Annotated in this window: 19 protein-coding genes and 2 tRNA genes; 17 read left to right on the forward strand and 4 right to left on the reverse strand. The window is 34.1% G+C overall.

Annotated elements, in window-relative coordinates; translation table 11 throughout:
- Nucleotides 1-100: 100 nt before the first annotated feature.
- The 4 genes from GQ40_RS05515 to GQ40_RS05530 all read left to right on the forward strand — a co-directional run bounded on the left by GQ40_RS05515 (nt 101) and on the right by GQ40_RS05530 (nt 4,723).
- Nucleotides 101-2,878, forward strand: a complete 2,778-nt coding sequence (locus GQ40_RS05515) for a putative LPS assembly protein LptD (RefSeq protein WP_047546477.1) — start codon at nt 101-103, stop codon at nt 2,876-2,878.
- A gap of 10 nt (nt 2,879-2,888) precedes the next feature.
- The gene (locus GQ40_RS05520) at nt 2,889-3,269 is read left to right on the forward strand and encodes a Rid family detoxifying hydrolase (protein WP_047546479.1); all 381 of its coding nucleotides are present in this window, start codon (nt 2,889-2,891) and stop codon (nt 3,267-3,269) included.
- A gap of 108 nt (nt 3,270-3,377) precedes the next feature.
- Nucleotides 3,378-4,016, forward strand: a complete 639-nt coding sequence (locus tag GQ40_RS05525; RefSeq protein WP_047546481.1) for a peptidylprolyl isomerase — start codon at nt 3,378-3,380, stop codon at nt 4,014-4,016.
- Complete coding sequence (locus tag GQ40_RS05530) at nt 4,016-4,723, forward strand: 16S rRNA (uracil(1498)-N(3))-methyltransferase (RefSeq protein WP_047546483.1); 708 nt, start codon at nt 4,016-4,018, stop codon at nt 4,721-4,723. Before GQ40_RS05525 ends, GQ40_RS05530 begins: the two co-directional genes overlap by 1 nt.
- On the opposite strand, the gene GQ40_RS05535 is transcribed toward GQ40_RS05530, so the two are convergent.
- Nucleotides 4,718-5,449, reverse strand: a complete 732-nt coding sequence (locus tag GQ40_RS05535; RefSeq protein ID WP_081990178.1) for a DUF1223 domain-containing protein — start codon at nt 5,447-5,449, stop codon at nt 4,718-4,720. The genes GQ40_RS05530 and GQ40_RS05535 overlap by 6 nt on opposite strands.
- A 25-nt stretch (nt 5,450-5,474) precedes the next feature.
- On the opposite strand from GQ40_RS05535, the gene GQ40_RS05540 reads away from it, so the two are divergent.
- From GQ40_RS05540 to GQ40_RS05560, 4 genes are all read left to right on the forward strand, one after another.
- Nucleotides 5,475-6,146, forward strand: coding sequence for a DUF4159 domain-containing protein (locus GQ40_RS05540; RefSeq protein WP_047546487.1), 672 nt, complete (start codon nt 5,475-5,477; stop codon nt 6,144-6,146).
- 221 nt (nt 6,147-6,367) lie between these two features.
- Nucleotides 6,368-6,868, forward strand: a complete 501-nt coding sequence (locus GQ40_RS05550) for a TrmH family RNA methyltransferase (RefSeq protein ID WP_047546491.1) — start codon at nt 6,368-6,370, stop codon at nt 6,866-6,868.
- A 20-nt stretch (nt 6,869-6,888) separates the two neighbouring features.
- The gene (locus tag GQ40_RS05555) at nt 6,889-7,977 is read left to right on the forward strand and encodes an AI-2E family transporter (protein ID WP_047546493.1); all 1,089 of its coding nucleotides are present in this window, start codon (nt 6,889-6,891) and stop codon (nt 7,975-7,977) included.
- Nucleotides 7,978-7,984: 7 nt separating this feature from the next.
- Nucleotides 7,985-9,166, forward strand: coding sequence for a THUMP-like domain-containing protein (locus tag GQ40_RS05560; protein ID WP_047546495.1), 1,182 nt, complete (start codon nt 7,985-7,987; stop codon nt 9,164-9,166).
- A 10-nt stretch (nt 9,167-9,176) separates the two neighbouring features.
- On the opposite strand, the gene GQ40_RS05565 is transcribed toward GQ40_RS05560, so the two are convergent.
- From GQ40_RS05565 to GQ40_RS05575, 3 genes are all read right to left on the reverse strand, one after another.
- Nucleotides 9,177-9,599, reverse strand: a complete 423-nt coding sequence (locus GQ40_RS05565) for a hypothetical protein (RefSeq protein ID WP_047546497.1) — start codon at nt 9,597-9,599, stop codon at nt 9,177-9,179.
- Between the two features lie 219 nt (nt 9,600-9,818).
- Nucleotides 9,819-9,892, reverse strand: a tRNA-Arg gene (locus tag GQ40_RS05570).
- A gap of 10 nt (nt 9,893-9,902) precedes the next feature.
- Nucleotides 9,903-9,977 (reverse strand) — tRNA-Pro (locus GQ40_RS05575).
- A gap of 122 nt (nt 9,978-10,099) precedes the next feature.
- On the opposite strand from GQ40_RS05575, the gene GQ40_RS05580 reads away from it, so the two are divergent.
- The 9 genes from GQ40_RS05580 (at nt 10,100) to GQ40_RS05620 (ending at nt 20,305) form a co-directional block, all read left to right on the forward strand.
- Nucleotides 10,100-11,206, forward strand: coding sequence for a PQQ-dependent sugar dehydrogenase (locus GQ40_RS05580; protein WP_047546498.1), 1,107 nt, complete (start codon nt 10,100-10,102; stop codon nt 11,204-11,206).
- Complete coding sequence (locus tag GQ40_RS05585) at nt 11,203-11,658, forward strand: c-type cytochrome (protein ID WP_047546500.1); 456 nt, start codon at nt 11,203-11,205, stop codon at nt 11,656-11,658. The genes GQ40_RS05580 and GQ40_RS05585 overlap by 4 nt, the downstream gene beginning before the upstream one ends.
- 51 nt (nt 11,659-11,709) lie before the next feature.
- Nucleotides 11,710-12,318, forward strand: coding sequence for a uridine kinase (gene udk, locus GQ40_RS05590; RefSeq protein WP_047546502.1), 609 nt, complete (start codon nt 11,710-11,712; stop codon nt 12,316-12,318).
- 35 nt (nt 12,319-12,353) lie between these two features.
- On the forward strand, nt 12,354-12,623 hold the full coding sequence (locus GQ40_RS05595) for an FtsB family cell division protein (protein ID WP_262501133.1): 270 nt from the start codon (nt 12,354-12,356) through the stop codon (nt 12,621-12,623).
- Nucleotides 12,616-13,977, forward strand: coding sequence for a methylmalonyl-CoA mutase subunit beta (locus GQ40_RS05600; protein ID WP_047546506.1), 1,362 nt, complete (start codon nt 12,616-12,618; stop codon nt 13,975-13,977). Before GQ40_RS05595 ends, GQ40_RS05600 begins: the two co-directional genes overlap by 8 nt.
- 12 nt (nt 13,978-13,989) lie before the next feature.
- Complete coding sequence (locus tag GQ40_RS05605) at nt 13,990-14,652, forward strand: hypothetical protein (protein ID WP_047546508.1); 663 nt, start codon at nt 13,990-13,992, stop codon at nt 14,650-14,652.
- Between the two features lie 5 nt (nt 14,653-14,657).
- Nucleotides 14,658-16,772 carry a methylmalonyl-CoA mutase gene (gene scpA / locus GQ40_RS05610; protein ID WP_047546510.1) on the forward strand — a complete coding sequence of 705 codons (2,115 nt, stop codon included), beginning with the start codon at nt 14,658-14,660 and terminating at the stop codon, nt 16,770-16,772.
- Nucleotides 16,773-16,779: 7 nt separating this feature from the next.
- Nucleotides 16,780-17,274 carry a hypothetical protein gene (locus tag GQ40_RS05615; protein ID WP_156115520.1) on the forward strand — a complete coding sequence of 165 codons (495 nt, stop codon included), beginning with the start codon at nt 16,780-16,782 and terminating at the stop codon, nt 17,272-17,274.
- A 187-nt stretch (nt 17,275-17,461) separates the two neighbouring features.
- Nucleotides 17,462-20,305 (forward strand): M16 family metallopeptidase, encoded by a 2,844-nt coding sequence (locus GQ40_RS05620; RefSeq protein WP_052184160.1) that lies wholly within the window; start codon nt 17,462-17,464, stop codon nt 20,303-20,305.
- Nucleotides 20,306-20,409 lie beyond the last annotated feature (104 nt).

Raw genomic sequence — 20,409 nt, forward strand, 5'->3', positions numbered from 1 at the left:
AACTAGGTTATTTTAAGTGTGTACTTATAGATTCTCTAATGCTTAACACTTTTTATAAATTGATTGAATTATAAATTAATCATAAAAAATATATGTAATTTTGGCAATTCAAAAACCGAGCCATACTTTAGCAAAAATACATTTAAAAGCATTGCGTACAAAAAGCTTTCACATACTTTTTACCCTAAGTTTTACCATGTTTATTAACATGGTTTGCTTTGCGCAAGAGTTGCCAAATCCTAAAGAACCCATAAAACCGAAAATTGAGAACGATACTACAATTATAAACGTAGAAAAAATTCTTGAAACTCCAAAAAACATTAAAGAATCTGATAGCACGAAGACAGATTCTATTCCGAAGAAAAAAGAATTCTTAACTGGTATCGTTGATTATAAAGCTACAGATTATGTGCGATTAGACCAACGTAAAAATACGACAACATTATACAACGAGGCAGAGGTAAACTACCAGGATATGAATATCAAAGCTGGTATTATAGTCATTAATCATGGTAAGGATTTGGTTTATGCTGGACGCGTAAAGGATAGTTTGGGAAATTATTCTCAAGCACCAATATTTACTCAGGGACAGAGCGTTGTTGAACCAGACTCTGTTATATTTAATACGGTTACCAAAAAAGCGGTCATTTTTAATTCCAAAACAGAGCAAAGTGGCGGAACGATCATCGCAGAAAAAACAAAACGAGAAAATGACTCTACGCTTTTCATCCAGAACGGAAGATATACGACATCTGAAAATCTGGACGACCCAGAATATTATTTTTTAATGCGATCTGCAAAAGTTGTACCTGGAGTAAAAGTAGTTACTGGTCTAACAAACTTATTTATTTATGATGTACCTACTCCTATCGGGTTACCGTTTGCGTATTTCCCTATGTCTAAAAAACAAACTTCTGGTGTGATCATGCCAACTCCAGGACAGGAATTAGCTAACGACAGAGGCTACTTCTTGCAAAATGGAGGTTATTATTTTGCCATTAGCGATTATGTGGATCTAGCTGTTTTAGGAGATTATTACACGAACGGTAGTTATGGATTGCGCTTTGAAACTAATTATGCGCTGCGCTATAGATTTAGGGGGAATTTAAGTTTTAGATATGAAAACTTAATTAACAGTGAAGCAGGATTTCCTGATTTTGCAAAATCTACTATTTATAACATAAGATGGTCTCACAGCCAAGATGGAAAAGCGAATCCTAGTTCGAGATTTTCAGCTTCGGTAAACTTGGGTAGTAGCCAATATTATAGACAATCTATCAATCAGCTCAATTTATCAAATACCCAAAATAACACGTTGGCATCTTCCATATCCTATTCCAAAACATTTCAAGGTGAGCCACAAGTTAACATGAGTGTAACTGCAACTCACTCGCAAAATACGAATACCCAAGAGATCAATATGACCTTGCCAACTGTTCAGGCTAGTGTTGGCAGAGTGTTCCCTTTCGCACCAAAGAGCGGAACTAAAAAAGGAATTATCCAAAATGTAAATTTACAATACAACGTAAGAGGAGAAAATAGAATTAGAACAACAGATTCATTATTTTTTAAGGCTGAAATGTTTGATGATGCGCGTGTTGGCGCTGTACATTCTATCCCAATCTCTACTAACTTTAAAGTGTTTGATTATTTTAGTATGAGCGCGAGTGCGAATCTTGAAGAAACGTGGACTTTAAATACGATAAATAGATTTTACGATCAAGAAAACGAAGAGATTGTAACTGAAGACTTAAATCAATTCGATCGTTTCTTAACCTATAACTTTAGTACCAGTATCGGGACAACAATTTATGGTATGTTTGATTTCAGAAAAGAAGGAAAAGACCCTAAAATACAACAGATTAGACATGTTATGCGTCCATCTATTAGTTACAATATCAATCCTGCGTTTGATCAATATTATGACACCTTTGAAATAGTAAATGCAGATGGAGTAACTGTAGATGAGATAGAAAGACAGGAATACACAAGATTTGAGGGCTCTATTTTTGGCACTCCAAATAAGAATTTTTCTAGCTCCATGGGCATCTCCTTGGGCAATAATTTTGAGGCGAAGGTTCGAGACAAGGACAGTACAGCAACAGAACCAAAGAAAATTAAATTGCTTAATAATCTTAACTTCCAAACATCTTACAATTTTGCTGGCGATTCTTTACAATGGAGCCCATTAAGGGTTTCTGGAGGTACAACACTTTTAAAGGACAAAATGAATGTTAATTTCGGGATGGTTCTAGATCCTTATGCTCTTGATAATAATAACCGTAAAATTGATAAATTCAACATTGATAATGGTGGGAGTTTATTTAGAATGACATCTGCAAACCTTAACTTGAGCTACTCCATATCCAGTAATGATTTTGAAGGCACAGGACAAGAAGATGATGCAGCCATACAGCAAAATTTAAGAAGTGGTGGACGAGCAGATGATCTCTTTGGGAAACCTCAGGATTTTTCAGATCAACGTTTGTCAGATGAAGAAAACCCTAAGCAGGAAAAGGAAGAACCTAGTGAACTTTATAATTATAAAATCCCTTGGAGTCTTCGGTTGGCATATGCTGTAAACTATTCAAACTCTGCTAGGCAAAGTATGATTTCCAGTAACTCGCTAATGTTTTCTGGAGATATAGAACTCTCTCCACGATGGTCTGTTGGTGGATCATCTGGTTATGATTTTGTAAATAAAGGTTTCACACAAACCCAATTACGTTTTGAAAGAGACCTATTGAGTTGGCGTATGAATTTTACTTGGGTCCCTTTTGGTAGATATAACTCATGGAATTTCTTTATAGGTATCAAATCCAGCCTACTTAAAGATCTTAAATACGACAAACGTAAACAACGAGACCAACAACTTTAAAATCTTAAAAATGAAAAAAATTATAAACACTCCCAATGCTCCAGCTCCAATTGGGCCTTACAACCAAGCCATTTTAACAGGTAACACATTGTACACTTCTGGACAAATTGCAATTAATGTCAAAACGGGTGAATTGGTAATGGACTCTATTACTTCGGAAACGGAACAGGTCATGAAAAATCTAGAAGCTGTTTTAAAAGCTGCAGATATGACCTTTGAAAATGTTATCAAATCCTCAATTTTCATAAGCGACATGAATAACTTTGGAAGCATCAACGAGGTTTATGGTAAGTATTTTAATGCAGAAACTGCTCCTGCTCGCGAAACAGTAGAAGTTGCTAATTTACCAAAATTCGTAAATGTAGAAATTAGCATGATCGCTATTAAATAAGGGGTTTTTAGAGTTATAAACAATCATTTCTTAAAAACTTCATTCCTCAATTGTTCTATAATAGTCTCAAGCTATTACTTTTGAAATAAATCATATAAAAACCTAACTATGCTTAAATCTGTACTCCTATCTATCACTCTTTTTTGTTGTTCAATTGTTTTCGCACAAGATGAATTTGAACAATCTTTAGACTCACTACAAACCCTTGACGACGTTAATTTATTTTTTCAGAAGAATAAAAAAGTTAAAGGAAAAGTAATTGTATTTAACGAAGAAAAACATAAAACCCGCATGGCTACAGACATTTTAAAAATGAGTGTTGGCGCTAAAAAATACGATAAGGACAATCCCCAACGAACCTATTTTAAGATTATTGAAAAAAATGAAATTCCATATTACAAAGTAAGTTGCGTGTATTTAGACGGTACTAAACACTCTTTAAAAGACATCAATATTATTAGAAATCAAGTCATCTCAAAATATAAAGAAGGTTACGAGTTCTCAAACCTTGCCAAACAATATTCTATGGATAGTTCTGCAAAACAAGGTGGTGACTTAGGTTGGTTCACAAACGGTGATTTACATCCAGATTTTGAAATACCTATTATTGAAGGAAATTACAGTGTGGGAGATATTTTTACAATTGATATCCCAGAGACACAGTCATATTATGTAGTATTAATGACACAAAACAGAAAACTCATTAAAGAGTCCAAAGTTTTAAAAGTGACAATGCCAAGAAAATAATGCAACTGTTCTATAATAAGGATTTAACTCAAAACGATACCGAAATTCGCTTTTCAAAAGACGAAAGCAGACATATCGTTAAAGTGCTGCGTAAATCTTTAGGAGACATCTTGCATATTACAAATGGTAAGGGATTTTTATTTTCTGCGGAAATTATCCTCGCAGACCTCAAAAACTGTGTTGCCAAAATTCTATCTTTAGAAGAACAGCCAAAACGTAGTTATCAAGTGCATCTCGCTGTTGCACCTACAAAAATGAACGATCGCTACGAATGGTTTTTAGAAAAAGCTACCGAAATTGGCATCGACCAAATCACACCTATAATTTGTGAAAACAGCGAGCGTAAAGTTATCAAGCCAGAGCGTTTTGAAAAAATTCTACAATCGGCAATGAAACAATCATTGAACTGCTATATGCCAAAACTTAATGAAGCCATAACCTTTAAAGACTTTATAGAACAAAAATTTGAATCTCAAATTTTTATTGCACATTGTGAAGAAACACAAAAACAATCCTTAAAACAATCCCTAAAATTAAATGAGGATGTTTTGATTCTCATTGGTCCAGAGGGTGATTTTTCCACTTCGGAAATTGAACTTGCCATAAAACAAAATTACAAACCGGTCACACTGGGAAACACTAGATTACGTACCGAAACTGCAGCAATCGTAGCCTGTCATTCAATAGCTTTCGCAAACGAGCTATAGGTCTATTTCTTTTGCTCCAACAATATCCAAATTCTCATTTTCAACAATGGCAATTAATTTTAAATCATCTTGCTCATTCACTAGATTAGGTATAGCAATCGAATGATTTTCTCTAGAAGCATTTAAAGACATCACTTTTTCTGAAACAACAATATTGGCATTTTTCAATGTTCGGTTTCTATTTTCGCCACGCCCGATTTTTGTAGTTCGCTCCTTTATAACCAAAACTATTCTAATAGATTTCCCTTTTAAATCACCTTCCACATCATATTGAAATGAAATCACATCTTCCTTTTTATTTACTTCGGAAATTTTCACGATATTCTCCGCTAGGATATTTCCGTAGAAATCAAGTTTAGAATTCATTTTACTTGCATCTGAACCCACAAAGTGCTCTCTCCCATTAACCACAACCTGTGGTGTGTAAATGGAGCTACTATTAAATTTTTGTGAATATTTTCGCTGTTTATTACTAAACGCTTCTTGGCTAAAGGGATCTTTCCATCCAATATAATTCCAATAATCAACATGGTAAGAAAGTGCAATAACATGTTCCCTTTTTTGGACTTTAGACAGCAATTCGTCTGCTGGCGGACAGCTTGAACAGCCTTGTGAGGTAAAGAGCTCTAATACAGTTATTGGTGGATTGATTGAATTATTTTCAGGGTTATTTTCCGAAGAAAAGAATATTGACATCACAAATAACGTTAAAAGGATATGTTTCATCTTATTTAATTTCTATTTTTGAAATATGATTTTTAGTTCGAAATTTTTAAGAAATCTTACAGTATTCACTGCACTTGTGATAAGTTTAACAGGATTCACAAGTGATGCACAGGATCTGGCAATGGTGAAATATAAAGGTGGTGGCGATTGGTACAGTAATCCTACCGCACTTCCTAATCTTATTAATTATTGCAATGCAAATATCAAAACTAAAATGAATACAAAACCTCAGGTGGTCGAGGTTGGCAGTATTGATATTTTTCAATTCCCTTTATTGCACATGACCGGTCATGGGAATGTTTTTTTTACAGATGAAGATGCAGAGAATTTAAGAAAATATTTAATCTCGGGTGGGTTTTTACACATTGATGATAATTATGGGATGGAGCCATATATTAAAAAAGAATTGCAAAAAGTGTTTCCTGACCTTGAATTGTTAGAGCTCCCAAAAAACCATGAAATTTTTAATATTGCATATAAGTTCCCAGAGGGTTTACCTAAAATTCATGAGCATGACGGTAAACGACCGCAAGCTTTAGGTGTTTTTTATCAAGACAGACTTGTATTGCTGTTTACATTTGAAAGCGACCTTGGAGATGGTTGGGAAGATCCAGAAGTACACAATGATCCTGCAGATGTTAGAGAAAAAGCCCTGAGAATGGGTGCGAATATTGTAAAATATGCGTTTGAGAATTAAAATATGATTAATAAAAAAACCACTATTTTCAAACTGTTAACCGTAATTATGGTTGCTGTTTTTTTATTTATTCCTCTGCCTGAAATAAATGGGCACACTTATGATATTGGTGTTGCAAATATTCATCAGGATTTCAATTGTCTAAATAGAATTCCAGTTCACATCGATTATTATTGTAAAGATTTTAACTGTAATTATTAAATATAAACTACGTATTTCTTTTGCAACTAGACCACTACTCCACAAACTTTAAAAAACGCACTTTCCCGATTACGTTAATTTGTGAGAATGTAACAAACGCACCAAATATTGGTAGTTTGTTTAGAACAGCAGACGCTTTTGGAGTGGAGAGCATCATATTTTGTGGTGAGAATATAAATTTGGGCAGAAAAATGGCCAAGACTTCTCGAGCGACTGAAAAATTTGTAAACCACCAAATTCAAAAAGATTCACTCGACGTTATTTCAGAATTAAAAGATAAAGGCTTTTTTATAATTTCGCTTGAAATCACTAACAATAGCGAGAGATTGGTAGACTTTAAATTTCCGAAGCAAAAACCTATTGCACTGATTATTGGTGATGAGAACTTTGGAATTGACGAAGCCATACTAAATCTAAGTGATGCAGTTATTAATATTGATATGTTTGGGCAAAACAGTAGCATGAACGTTGTACAGGCAACGAGTATAACTCTTTATGAAATCACAAAACAACTTCGCTAAAGTCTTTATATATTTACTGTATGAAATCTAAAATTATAGCAAACGGAATTTTACGAGCTGTAGGCATCATTGTCGCTGTAGTTTTGGTTTTATTTTTTTTATATAAAATTCAGTCCGTTATATTTTATATCGTTATTGCTGGTGTGATTTCACTTATTGGTAGACCCATTGTTATTTTTTTGAGAAGGCGTTTAAAGTTTAATAATACGTTAGCTGTAATTGCAACGATGCTTATTATAGTTGGAGTATTTTTTGGGATTATTAGTTTACTCATACCACTAATTATTGAGCAAGGACAAAATCTAGCCCTTTTAGATATTGATCAGCTAAAAACCAACATAGAATCTATTTATAAAGAAGCCATTACTTATTTGGATGTAAGCGTTGTTGATGCTGAACAGGCCATTAACGACTCTAAGATTTTGTCAAATCTAGATTATAGCATCATTCCCAATTTTTTAAATAGCTTTATTTCTGGAATTGGAAGTTTTAGTATAGGTTTAATGTCTGTGCTTTTTATTGCTTTCTTTTTTTTAAAAGACAGTAATTTGTTCAAACAAGGTATTATGACATTTATTCCCGAAAATAAAGAATCAAACACAAAACGGTCTATAAGTAAAATATCAGATTTACTATCTCGATATTTCGTAGGACTCTTTTTGCAGTTATTTATCCTGTTCATTATTTATACGATAGGATTATTGATCATAGGTATCAAAAACGCAATAGTCATAGCATTTTTATGCGCACTAATAAATATAATTCCATATTTAGGCCCATTAATTGGTGGTGCGCTCATGATGTTTTTAGTGATGACCAATAATCTTGGTGAAAGTTTTATGGATGTCATATTACCAAAATTGTTTTATACGCTTTTGGTGATTACTTTTGCCCAGCTTATTGATAATTTCTTTAGCCAGCCATTTATTTTTTCAAAAAGTGTGAAGTCTCACCCATTAGAGATATTCTTAATAATCATTATTGCAGGATTACTATTTGGAGTTGTAGGGATGATTGTTGCAGTACCCGTTTACACTGCCATAAAGGTGATTTTAAAAGAATTTTTATCTGAGAATAAAATGGTGAAAAAATTAACCCAAGGTTTATAATATTAGTTTGAATTCTGAAATTTTAAATACCGAAATCCAAGCATTTATAGATCAAAATCTCAATAAAGACATGTCTAAGATACTCCTAAAAGGAACTTCTTTCTCAAATGTCACAACTACGGAAATCGTTGAGCAAATTGAAGCTAAATTAAAATGTAAAAAAAAGTTGCCAACTTGGTTTTCTTCGGAAAAAATCTACTACCCAAACAAGCTTAATATTGAACAAACCTCTTCTGAAATTACCGCAAATTACAAATCGCAACTAATTTCGGGAAAGTCAATAATAGATCTAACAGGTGGTTTTGGAGTTGACTCTTACTATTTTTCTAAATATTTTGAAAATGTAGTACACTGTGAAATAGACGAGAATCTATCTCAAATAGTACAACACAATTACCAACAATTAGGTAGCTACAAAATAACTACGATACCTAAAAACGGATTGGATTATTTAATCACAAATAATAAAAGCTACGATTGGATTTATGTAGACCCTTCAAGAAGACACGAAAGTAAAGGCAAGGTTTTCTTTTTAAAAGACTGCCTACCAGATGTTCCTAATAATCTAAAGACACTTTTTAATTACGCAAAAAATATTGCAATAAAAACATCGCCCTTACTAGATTTGTCAATAGGTATAAAGGAATTAAAGCATGTTAAGCACATTCATGTTATAGCCATAAAAAATGAAGTTAAAGAGCTCATTTGGATTTTAGAAAAAGACTTCAAAAATGATATCACTATAAATACAGCAAATTTAGTCGATGGCAAAAAAGAACTATTCTCATATAAGTTATCTTCGGAAATCTCAGCACCCATAAATTACGCTTTACCTTCAAATTATTTATACGAGCCTAACTCAGCCATTTTAAAATCTGGCGGATTCAAAAGCGTATCAAATGTTTACAACTTAAACAAACTCCACCAAAACTCCCATCTTTACACAAGTAAAGAAATAATAGAGTTTCCTGGAAGATGTTTTAAAATTGATAAAGTACTTGACTATAATAAAAAAAACATCAAGCCTTTAGCTAATAGCAAAGCCAATATCACAACTAGAAATTTCTCAGAAACAGTTCAACAATTACGCAAAAAATACAGTATCAAAGATGGAGGAGAGACCTACATTTTTTTTACAACCAACTATCTTAATAATAAAATAGTAATTATCTGTACTAAATTATCCTAAACTGCCTAAACTATAAATCCTCTGGTGAACTAGGGACCAAAGCATTATCAGCTCCAAGTTCCATATCAAAACTCATACATTGGCCCATAGTGTAAGAAACCTTTTCATCACTAACTCCAGTTGTGTTTTTAGATACATTAAAAATAATGTCATCTGGAGCAAATGTTAAAAACCCTGAAGCATCACCAGGAGCAATATTACCAATATTGTGCAAAATCGTACCATCAATTGATGCAATTTGTAAAGAAATAGTAATTGTTCCGTTATTTGTGATTCTTGCTTGTGGATCTTGCTCAACACATTCAGCTTGTGCTTCAGCAATTATTAAAAGAGATTCTTCTAATGGCTCGTTTTCAATTGTTTCGTAAGAACAATTAAAACAAGTAGTCATAACAATCGCGCATGCAATTGTATTGTTAAGTAGGTTTTTCATCGTTTTGGGGTTTAATGAAAATTATGGGGACAAATGTAATTCTAAAAATGTTTATATCAAACTACTTTATCGATAAAATATATAAAATATTCGATGAAATACAATAACACCTATTTAAATCGGTTAAAAAGCAACGTTTTTTATTAAGATAATTTAAAATTAGTTCATCTTTAAAAAAGTAAAACAAAAAAGTCTCACCAATTAAGGTGAGACTTTTCGTGAGCCCTGAAGGATTCGAACCTTCGACCGCCTCCTTAGAAGGGAGGTGCTCTATCCAGCTGAGCTAAGAGCCCTCAATAAAAGTCGGGGTGGCAGGATTCGAACCTGCGACCTCCGCGTCCCAAACGCGGCGCGATAACCGGGCTACGCTACACCCCGAAATTGGTTATCTCTAATTTTAAAAGAAATGAATATCTCCTAAAATTTCGAGGTGCAAATATATATCTTTTCTTTAAAAATTGACAACTTTTATTATTAAATTTAAGCATAAATTTATTTTCATGAAAATTTTAATACATTCTTTAATTATTACTAGCTTATTAAGTTTTGTAGCATGCCCACAAGACAAAAACCCAATAAACAAGGAGCATTCTCACGAAGTCATTGTATCAGAATTGGTTAACCCTTGGGCTTTTACCTTTTTAACAAATGGCGCGATGCTAATTAATGAAAAAGATGGGCGTATTATCAAGTATGAAAAGGGTGACAAAACAGAAATTAAAGGTGTTCCAAATGTTTATAATCGAGGACAAGGTGGTTTGTTGGATATCAAACTTCATCCTAAATACGACGATAACGGATGGATTTACCTAACATACTCCTCTAGTGAAGGCGAAGAAGATGGCGGTCATACTGCCTTAATGCGCGCTAAACTTAAAAATGATTCTTTAGTTGATAAAGAAGTGTTGTACAAAGCAACCCCAAATACCACAAAAGGTCAACATTTTGGTTCTAGAATCGTTTTTGATGACGAAGGGTATTTATTTTTTACGATTGGAGAACGTGGAAACCGCGATGAAAATCCACAAGATATAACTCGTGATGGTGGCAAGGTCTATCGGTTAAACGATGATGGAACTATTCCAGAAGATAATCCTTTTGTGGATACCGATAATGCTAAAAATGCTATATATTCTTACGGTCATAGAAATCCGCAAGGTATGGTCATCCACCCGGTCACAAGAGAAATATGGACGCATGAACATGGTCCTAAAGGTGGTGATGAAATCAATATCATTAAAGCTGGTAAAAATTATGGCTGGCCAGTCATCACTTATGGTGTTAACTATATTGGTACAAAAATTACAGATGAAACCTCAAAACCTGGTATGGAGCAACCACTCCACTATTGGGTACCTTCTATTGCACCAAGTGGCATGGAGTTTATTTCAAGCGATAAATACAAAGGCTGGGAAAACAATTTACTGGTTGGTTCTTTAAAATTTCAATATTTGGATCTCTGCTATATTAAGGATGGAAAAGTTATAAAAGAAGAACGTCTTTTAGATGGTTTAGGACGTGTAAGATCAATAAACCAAGGACCAGATGGATATATTTATGTAGGAATTGAAAATTTAGGAATCGTTAAACTTATAAAAACAAAATGAAATTAAATATCACATTATTAATAGCTGTTTCAATGCTTGTATCTTGCAATTCTTCGGAAAAAAAGCGCGAATATTCAGAAGCTAATATTTCCGAAGTGAATTCAAAACAGCAGGACCCAGAACTTAAGAAAAGTATGGATCGCGGTAAGGACATTTATACAGGTTTTTGCGTGAGTTGCCATATGCCAAATGGCGAAGGTGTGCCAAGAGCGTTTCCACCTTTGGCAAAATCAGATTATTTGATGAACAAACGAGAAGAAAGCATAAAGGCCATAAAATATGGTCAATCTGGAAAAATAGTTGTTAATGGCAAAACATATAATAGTGTGATGTCCCCTTTAGGGCTTAATGATGATGAAGTTGCAGATGTTATGAACTATATAACAAACAGTTGGGGAAATTCTAATGATAAGTTGGTTACTAAATCTGAAGTTTCGGCAATTGAGCGCTAAAATTATATCATAATTACTAAATTTGCCATACTCAAATATAGACTCTAAAGTATGCTTATTATAGGAATTGCTGGCGGAACAGGTTGTGGTAAAACCACTGTGGTGAACCAAATACTTAACGAATTGCCTGAAGGTGAAGTTGGGATTATTTCCCAAGATTCATATTATATGGATACCTCACACTTGAGCTATGAAGAACGAGTAAAGATTAATTTTGACCATCCGCGATCTATTGATTTTGAACTGTTGGAAAAGCATTTAAAACAGTTAAAAAAGGGAGAAGCAATAGAGCAACCAGTGTATTCGTTCGTTAAACATAATAGAACTGGCGATAGCATAAAGACCAATCCAAGAAAGGTGATGATTGTTGAGGGCATATTAATACTCACAAACCCAGAGTTAAGAAAAATGTTTGACATTAAGATTTTTGTTCATGCAGATAGTGACGAGCGGTTAATAAGACGATTAAAACGCGATATTACCGAGCGTGGTAGAGACATTGATGAAGTATTGACACGATACCAAACCACACTAAAACCAATGCACCAGCAGTTTATAGAACCTATGAAGGAGTATGCAGATCTCATAATCCCTAACAACAAATACAACACTGTTGCGGTGGATATTGTAAAAACAATTATTAACGAAAAATTGAATTAAAAATCAAAATCTTTAGAAACATATTTGTAATCGTTTTGGTCATTTTCGCAGTTTGGATGCTGTTTTTTGACTCTAATTCGTTGATAATTCATAGCGAACTCAACGAAGATATCAGTGATCTTGAAAATGAAAAGGAATATTATAGAAATGAGATTGAAAAAGACAAAAAAGCAATTAAGGAATTAAGTACAGAAGACGGAATAGAAAAACTGGCCAGAGAAAAATACTATATGAAAAAAGATGATGAAGATATTTTTATAATAGAATATGAAGACAGCCTAAAAATAGAAAAGAAGAATGAGTAAAAAACTATTTAACGATTTTCCTGAGGTCTCTTCTAAACAGTGGAAACAAAAAATTCAAGTCGATTTAAAAGGTCTGGATTATAACGATACCCTAATTTGGCACACAAACCAAGGTATTGATGTCAAGCCCTTTTACCATGCAGATGAATTTGAATCCAAACCACCAATTTCGGCATCAAAAGCTAGTGAATTCAAAATTTGCCAGTCTATTTTTGTTTCCAATGTTAAAATGTCAAACGAAAAGGCGTTGGATACCATTTCTAGAGGCGCAGAATGTATTGAGTTCATTATCCCTTCGGAAAATGTCTCGATCCAAGACCTTACTGCAAATATAGACCTCGCTTCTACTCCAATAAAATTTAAACTATTATTTCTTTCTTCGGAATATATCAATCAAATCCCAAAAGATAAAAACGTAACCATTCAAACGGATATTATTGGTAATCTTGCAAGAACCGGAAATTGGTACAGCAACCTAAAAAGCGATCATGAGCATTTTGAGGCTATCGTAAAAACAACAAATTCTTTTAGCATTGACGTCGCTTTATATCAAAACGCTGGTGCAAATATGGTTCAGCAATTAGCATATGCATTAGCGCACGCAAACGAATATTTTAACCACTTAGATGCGGTTTTAACTGCTTTAAACAAAAAGACATTTAGAGTCATTTTTAAAATTTCCGTAGGTACCAATTACTTTTTTGAAATAGCAAAATTAAGAGCACTTCGCAACTTGTATCAAGCACTCGCTAGCGAATATGGTTTCAACGAAGATTGCGAAATCCACGTCAAGCCCACCAAAAGAAATAAAACCATTTACGATTATAACACCAATATGTTGCGCACTACAACGGAATGTATGAGTGCTATTTTAGGCGGAGCAAACGTAATTACAAATTTAGCGTATGACGCTATTTATCATAAGGACAATGAATTTGGAGAGCGTATTTCTAGAAATCAATTGTTGGTATTAAAACATGAAAGCTATTTTGATAAAGTTGATAATCCCGCAGATGGTGCCTATTACATCGAGTCGATAACAGCACAACTGAGCGAAAAAGCTTTGGAGCTATTCAAGGATATTGAACAGAATGATGGGTTTTTATCACAGTTGAAATCTGGCACTATTCAGAAAAAAATAAAAGAATGCGCATCTAAGGAGCAGTCTCAATTTGATAATGGGGATTTTGTATTATTGGGCACCAACAAACATCCCAATAAAGAAGATAAAATGAAAGACGAATTAGAACTCTATCCTTTTATAAAAACCAATCCCGTAAAAACGTTGGTTGAACCTATTATAGAGCGACGCTTGGCTGAAAATTTAGAACAAAACCGATTAAAAACCGAATAAATACTAACAACCATGAAACTAAAAATTACAATCATCGCAGTATGTTTATGCTTATTTAATTGTAAAACTGAAACAAAAAAAGAGACACAAACCGTAGCGTTTGACTATAAATTCCCTAGCGTTGAAAAATTGGTAGATTGTCCAGATACCAACAGTGGTCTTTACCAAGAGGCAGTGCAATCTTTTGAAGAAGATTTGGCTAATTTTTACACACCAGAAACACCTGTGTTATCTCGAGCATATAGTTTGTTTGTAAGTCAGGCACTAGCTAATAAAGCAGATTATAAAAATATTGTTTCAGATCATTCCAAAAAAGTTTTAGAAGCCCTTAAACAAGAAAAAGGACTTTGGAAACCTGGTCAAGATGGCAGTAATATAGATTTTAGCCACCCAATTTTCAAGTGTATCGCAAATAGAATAAATGACGAACCATTGCGCAAAACATTTAGCGCCTTGGTTGATACCAATAGCATGAGCTTAAGAATGTTTGGTGATCAACTGCGACGTAAAACTTTTGGAATGAAAGACGACAAATATTTAGCAACTTACGTGGCTTTAGAATTGTACTACGGAAGATTATATGATATGGATCTAAGTAAAGATGCAGCAAACACAGAAGAACCAATTCAAAATGATAATACCGATCATGATTCTCATGATGGTCATAATCATTAATACCTATGCGAAAAAACCTCCAACATATTACTTTAAAGAACAAGGATCAAAATCCAGCAAGCGGTAAAACATTTAAAACTGCTGAAGATATTGACATCAAATCCACATATTCAAAAGAAGATCTCTCCAATGTAGAGCATCTCAATTTTGTTGCTGGCATATCGCCAAATCTTCGTGGACCATACTCAACAATGTATGTTCGCAGACCATGGACGATTCGTCAATACGCTGGTTTTTCTACTGCGGAAGACAGTAATGCTTTCTACAGAAGAAATCTCGCAGCAGGTCAAAAAGGTCTATCTGTAGCGTTTGATTTAGCAACACATAGAGGTTATGATTCAGATCACGAACGCGTCGTTGGCGATGTTGGAAAAGCTGGTGTCGCGATAGATTCGGTTGAGGATATGAAGATTCTCTTTGATCAAATTCCATTAGATAAAATGTCAGTTTCCATGACCATGAATGGCGCTGTTTTGCCAATCATGGCGTTTTATATTGTTGCTGCGGAAGAACAGGGCGTTACACCAAACCAATTGGCTGGAACCATTCAAAACGATATTTTAAAGGAGTTTATGGTGCGAAATACGTACATCTACCCTCCTACACCATCGATGAAAATTATTTCAGATATTTTTGAATATACCAGCAAGCATATGCCAAAGTTCAATAGTATTAGTATTTCAGGATATCATATGCAAGAAGCTGGAGCAACCTGTGATATTGAATTAGCTTACACTTTGGCTGATGGACTAGAATACATTAAAAAAGGATTGGAAGCAGGAATGGATATTGACTCCTTTGCTCCTAGACTTTCCTTTTTCTGGGCAATTGGGATGAACCATTTTATGGAAATCGCAAAAATGCGAGCTGCCAGAATGCTTTGGGCAAAAATGGTAAGCCAATTTAATCCTAAAAATCAAAAATCTTTAGCATTACGAACGCATTGCCAAACATCGGGTTGGAGCCTTACCGAACAAGATCCTTTTAACAATGTAGCCAGAACAACTATTGAAGCTGCTGCAGCTGCTTTTGGTGGCACCCAAAGTTTACACACCAATGCATTAGATGAAGCTATTGCATTGCCAACAGATTTTTCTGCACGTATCGCAAGAAATACACAAATATTCTTACAAGAGGAAACTGGGATTACAAATACTGTTGATCCTTGGGCAGGAAGCTACTACGTTGAAAAACTCACCCATGATATTGCTCAAAAAGCGTGGTCCTTAATTGAAGAAGTTGAAGAGCTTGGCGGAATGACAAAAGCCATTGAAGCAGGAATCCCTAAATTAAGAATTGAAGAAGCTGCTGCAAGAAAACAAGCACGTATTGATTCTAACCAAGATATCATCGTTGGTGTAAATAAATATCGCTTAGACCAAGAAGATCCTATCTCAACTTTAGAAGTAGACAACCAAACGGTTAGAACTGGTCAAATAAAACGATTAGAACATATAAAATCTACCAGAGATAAAGAGGCTGTAGCATCTGCTCTTTCAAAATTAACCCAAGCAGCACGCACAGGAAAAGATAATTTACTAGCTTTAGCAGTGAATGCAGCTAGAGAACGAGCAACTTTAGGAGAGATCAGTGATGCACTTGAAGCAGAGTTTGGTCGTTATAAAGCACAGATAAAATCATTTTCGGGAGTGTACAGTAAAGAAATCAAAGACGACGAAAGTTTCAAAAAAGCGAGAGAACTAGCAGATCAATTTGCTGAGCAAGATGGTCGTAGACCTCGTATTATGATTGCCAAAATGGGACAAGATGGTCATGACCGCGGTGCAAAGGTTGTAGCTACAGGCTATGCAGACGTTGGCTTTGATGTAGATATTGGTCCGTTGTTTCAAACTCCAAAAGAAGCTGCCAAACAAGCTGTAGAAAATGATGTCCATATTTTAGGCGTTTCCTCTTTAGCTGCAGGTCACAAAACATTAGTGCCTCAAGTTATTGAAGAACTCAAAAATTATGGTCGTGATGACATCATGGTCATTGTTGGAGGCGTTATCCCAAAACAAGATTATCAATATTTATTTGATGCTGGAGCGGTAGCTGTTTTTGGTCCTGGAACTAAAATTAGTGATGCTGCTATCAAAATTTTGGAGATTTTGATTGATTAATCATCAAATGAATAGTTACCAACTTAGAAAAGATCAACTCACAATATATATAAAACCATCTCCCCTTTTTGTAAGAGCTATGATGTTCTTATTTAGCTTTATGCTATTTACGCTACCTCTATTTGGAATGATAAGTTACATTTCCGAAGGACAAGGAATTAAAGGAGGTTTCTTTTTCGCTATTTTCATTTTTGGTCTTTTTGGATTTTATTTATTACGGGTTGCGCTTTGGAATACCTACGGAAAAGAAATTATACATTTCGATGGTAAAATTTGCAATTATGTTGCAGATTATGGCTGGTTTAGAGATAAAGTGAAAATGGAAACATTTAGCACAATTAACTTTGCAAAAAATCCCGTTGGTTATTTAGAAGACAATAATTACACTCTTGTGATTGAAGATTTTAATACTGATCAAGAAATTATGTGCGTTGCTAAAATGAAGGAAGAAGAATTAGAACAACTAATTAAAGATCTAAAACTTTTATTTCCAGAGCAATAGCATTTTCAATACCCTGACTCACAATTCGATTTACAAAAGTCGTTAAAACCTGTTAAACTTCTATAAACCAACCTCTTGTTTTTTTATCTTCGGAAAAAACAGCAGGATTTTATTACATTTTCCTGTTTTTAAACTAAAAACTTAGTTAACTTTATAACCATAACAATTAATCTCAAACTCTAAACACATGATTAAACAATCAACAAAATTAAACTTACTAAGCCTGTTATTTGTAGGATTAGTATCATTGACTTCTTTTGCGCAAGACGTCAAAATGGATAAAAAGGATGTTCTTGCAAAAACCGATATTCCGTTTAATCCAGAAGTAAAAACTGGAGTTTTAAGTAATGGACTTACCTATTACATTAAAAATAATGGAAAACCAGAAAACAAAGTAGAATTAAGACTGGTAGTAAAAGCAGGTTCTATTCTTGAAGATGAAGACCAACGTGGACTTGCACATTTTATGGAGCACATGAATTTTAATGGAACAAAAAACTTCAAAAAAAACGAACTTGTCGATTATCTACAAAGTATAGGTGTAAAATTTGGAGCCCATCTTAACGCTTATACAAGTTTTGATGAGACCGTTTATATTCTTCCAATCCCAAGTGAAGATCCAGAGAAACTTGAAAAAGGATTCCAAATTCTTGAAGATTGGGCACACAATGCGCTTTTAACAGATGAAGAAATAGATAACGAGCGTGGCGTAGTCTTAGAAGAATACAGATTAGGTAAAGGCGCAAATGAGCGCATGATGCAAGAGTATTTGCCAAAAATGCTTTATGGCTCGAGATATGCTGAGCGTCTTCCGATAGGTACAAAAGAAAATCTAGAAAATTTTGAATACGAAAGTTTAAGACGTTTTTATAAAGACTGGTACAGACCAGATTTAATGGCTGTAATGGCAGTTGGAGATGTAGATGTAGAGACTCTTGAAGCAAAAATCAAAGAGCACTTCGGAAATATTCCTGCTCCAAAAAACCCTAAACCTCGTCCAGAATTTGACCTTCCAAATCACGAAGAAACGTTTATAGCTATAGAATCTGATAAAGAAGCATCATTCTCTCAAGTACAGGTCATGTTTAAGGACAAAGAAAATGCAACCGCAGATATCACTCTTGAAGACTACAGAAAATCTATCGTTGAAGGTTTATTTTCCCAAATGCTTAACAATAGATTGCAAGAATTAACAAATGGTGAAAATCCTCCATTTGTATATGGTTTTAGCTACCATGGTGGAACTTACGTAAAAAACAAAGATGCATATCAATCTGTAGCAATGACAAAAGAGACTGGTCAAGTCAATGCCCTAAAAACTTTAATGGAAGAAAATGAACGTGTAAAACAATATGGTTTCTACCAAGGAGAATTTGAAAGAGCTAAAAAAGATATCATTGCAAGAATGGAAAAATCATTCAAGGACAAAGATAAAATGGAATCTAATCGCGTCATTGGTGAGTATGTGAGAAATTTTCTAGAAAACGAACCAATGCCAGGCATTGAATGGGAATATGATTTTTATGTTAATCAACTTCCAACAATTTCTTTAGATGAAGTTAATGCACTTATAAGCGATTATATTAAAGAGGAAAACCGGGTAGTCATTCTTACAGGTCCAGAAAAAGAAGGCCTAAACCAAGTTACTGAAGACGAAGTTAAAACTGTTTTAAAAGAAATAGAAAATAAAAAATTAGAACCTTACAAAGACGAAGAAGTTGCAGAGTCATTAATGACATCAATGCCAACTCCAGGCTCAATTACAGATTATAAAACCAATGATAAACTTGGTACAACAACGCTTACATTAAGTAATGGTGGAAAAGTGACCTATAAAGTCACCGATTTTAAAAATGACGAAATCCTCTTTGATGCCTTTAGTTTTGGTGGTAGTTCTTTGTATTCTTTAGATGATTACAAGGCAACAGTTAACGCAAATGGTGGTTTGGCTGAAGCAGGTGTAAACGGTTTTGACAAAACCCAAATGGACAAAATGATGTCTGGTAAAATAGTTTTCGTTAGACCGAGTATTGGTACCTATAGCGAGAATATGTCAGGATCTGCTACACCAAAGGATTTTGAGGATATGTTTCAATTGATTCATCTGTATTTTACGTCGTTAAATAAAGATGAAAAAGCATTTAATTCGTTTAAGGAGAAACAAAAATCTTTTTTAGGTAACATGATGTCAAATCCACAAACATATTTTTCTGTAAAAATGGGAGAATTCATGTATGGAGATAACCCAAGATATACGGGATTCCCTACTCCAGAAAAAATGGATGAAGCAGATTACGATTTAGCCTATGAAAAATACAAAGAGCGTTTTGCAGATGCTGGAGATTTCCATTTTTATTTCGTCGGAAATATTGACGAAAAACAACTAGTCGACCTTACAAGTCAATATTTGGCAAGTCTACCAGGAAAAAACTCCAATGAAATGTATGAAGTCCCAGAGTTTAGACCACTCACAGGACAGCACGAAAAAATCATTGAAAAAGGTGAAGATCCAAAAAGCTCTGTACGCATTACATTTCATGGCCCAACAGAGTATAGTGCTAAAGAAGATTTTGCGATGGAAACATTAGGAGAGATTTTAACAATCAAACTCATAGAGCAATTGCGTGAAGAAGAAGGTGGCGTTTATGGAGCTGGAGCAAGAGGTAATATTAGCAAAATGCCTTACGGGTGGTATAATTTTAATATTAGTTTTCCATGTGGACCAGAAAATGTTGATAAGCTCAAAAATGCTGCATTGGCAGAAGTAGAAAAGTTGGTTACAGATGGACCAACGCAAAAAGATTTAGACAAAGTGAAGGAGTCTTACATTTTAGATCACAAAGAAGATATGAAAACTAATCGTATGTGGTTACAAGCACTTAAAAATGCAGATTATCAAAAAAATGATCCAAATAAAATTTTAGATTTCGAAGAAAATGTTCAAAAATTATCAGTTGAATATCTACAAGAAGTAGCTAAAAAATATTTAAATGGAGATTATATAGTTGGAATTCACAACCCAGAGTCTTGATTCAAGATATTTATCAAAATTCAAATGCAGCTTATATAAGCTGCATTTTTTGTTAAAATCTGTTGTTAACTATTAACAACTTCCATTTTCAAAAGAGATAAATA

It is taken from the genome of Psychroserpens sp. Hel_I_66 (genome assembly GCF_000799465.1).
GTDB lineage: Bacteria > Bacteroidota > Bacteroidia > Flavobacteriales > Flavobacteriaceae > Psychroserpens.

Bases quoted from the DNA above. Each gene is read 5' to 3' on its own strand.
- GQ40_RS05585 (WP_047546500.1), top strand. From the start codon at position 11,203: ATGAAATTAAATATCACATTATTAATAGCTGTTTCAATGCTTGTATCT.
- GQ40_RS05600 (WP_047546506.1), top strand. From the start codon at position 12,616: ATGAGTAAAAAACTATTTAACGATTTTCCTGAGGTCTCTTCTAAACAG.
- udk (WP_047546502.1), top strand. From the start codon at position 11,710: ATGCTTATTATAGGAATTGCTGGCGGAACAGGTTGTGGTAAAACCACT.
- GQ40_RS05580 (WP_047546498.1), top strand. From the start codon at position 10,100: ATGAAAATTTTAATACATTCTTTAATTATTACTAGCTTATTAAGTTTT.
- GQ40_RS05540 (WP_047546487.1), top strand. From the start codon at position 5,475: ATGATTTTTAGTTCGAAATTTTTAAGAAATCTTACAGTATTCACTGCA.
- GQ40_RS05605 (WP_047546508.1), top strand. From the start codon at position 13,990: ATGAAACTAAAAATTACAATCATCGCAGTATGTTTATGCTTATTTAAT.
- GQ40_RS05525 (WP_047546481.1), top strand. From the start codon at position 3,378: ATGCTTAAATCTGTACTCCTATCTATCACTCTTTTTTGTTGTTCAATT.
- GQ40_RS05535 (WP_081990178.1), bottom strand. From the start codon at position 5,449: ATGAAACATATCCTTTTAACGTTATTTGTGATGTCAATATTCTTTTCT.
- GQ40_RS05620 (WP_052184160.1), top strand. From the start codon at position 17,462: ATGATTAAACAATCAACAAAATTAAACTTACTAAGCCTGTTATTTGTA.
- GQ40_RS05530 (WP_047546483.1), top strand. From the start codon at position 4,016: ATGCAACTGTTCTATAATAAGGATTTAACTCAAAACGATACCGAAATT.
- scpA (WP_047546510.1), top strand. From the start codon at position 14,658: ATGCGAAAAAACCTCCAACATATTACTTTAAAGAACAAGGATCAAAAT.
- GQ40_RS05520 (WP_047546479.1), top strand. From the start codon at position 2,889: ATGAAAAAAATTATAAACACTCCCAATGCTCCAGCTCCAATTGGGCCT.
- GQ40_RS05555 (WP_047546493.1), top strand. From the start codon at position 6,889: ATGAAATCTAAAATTATAGCAAACGGAATTTTACGAGCTGTAGGCATC.
- GQ40_RS05565 (WP_047546497.1), bottom strand. From the start codon at position 9,599: ATGAAAAACCTACTTAACAATACAATTGCATGCGCGATTGTTATGACT.
- GQ40_RS05615 (WP_156115520.1), top strand. From the start codon at position 16,780: ATGAATAGTTACCAACTTAGAAAAGATCAACTCACAATATATATAAAA.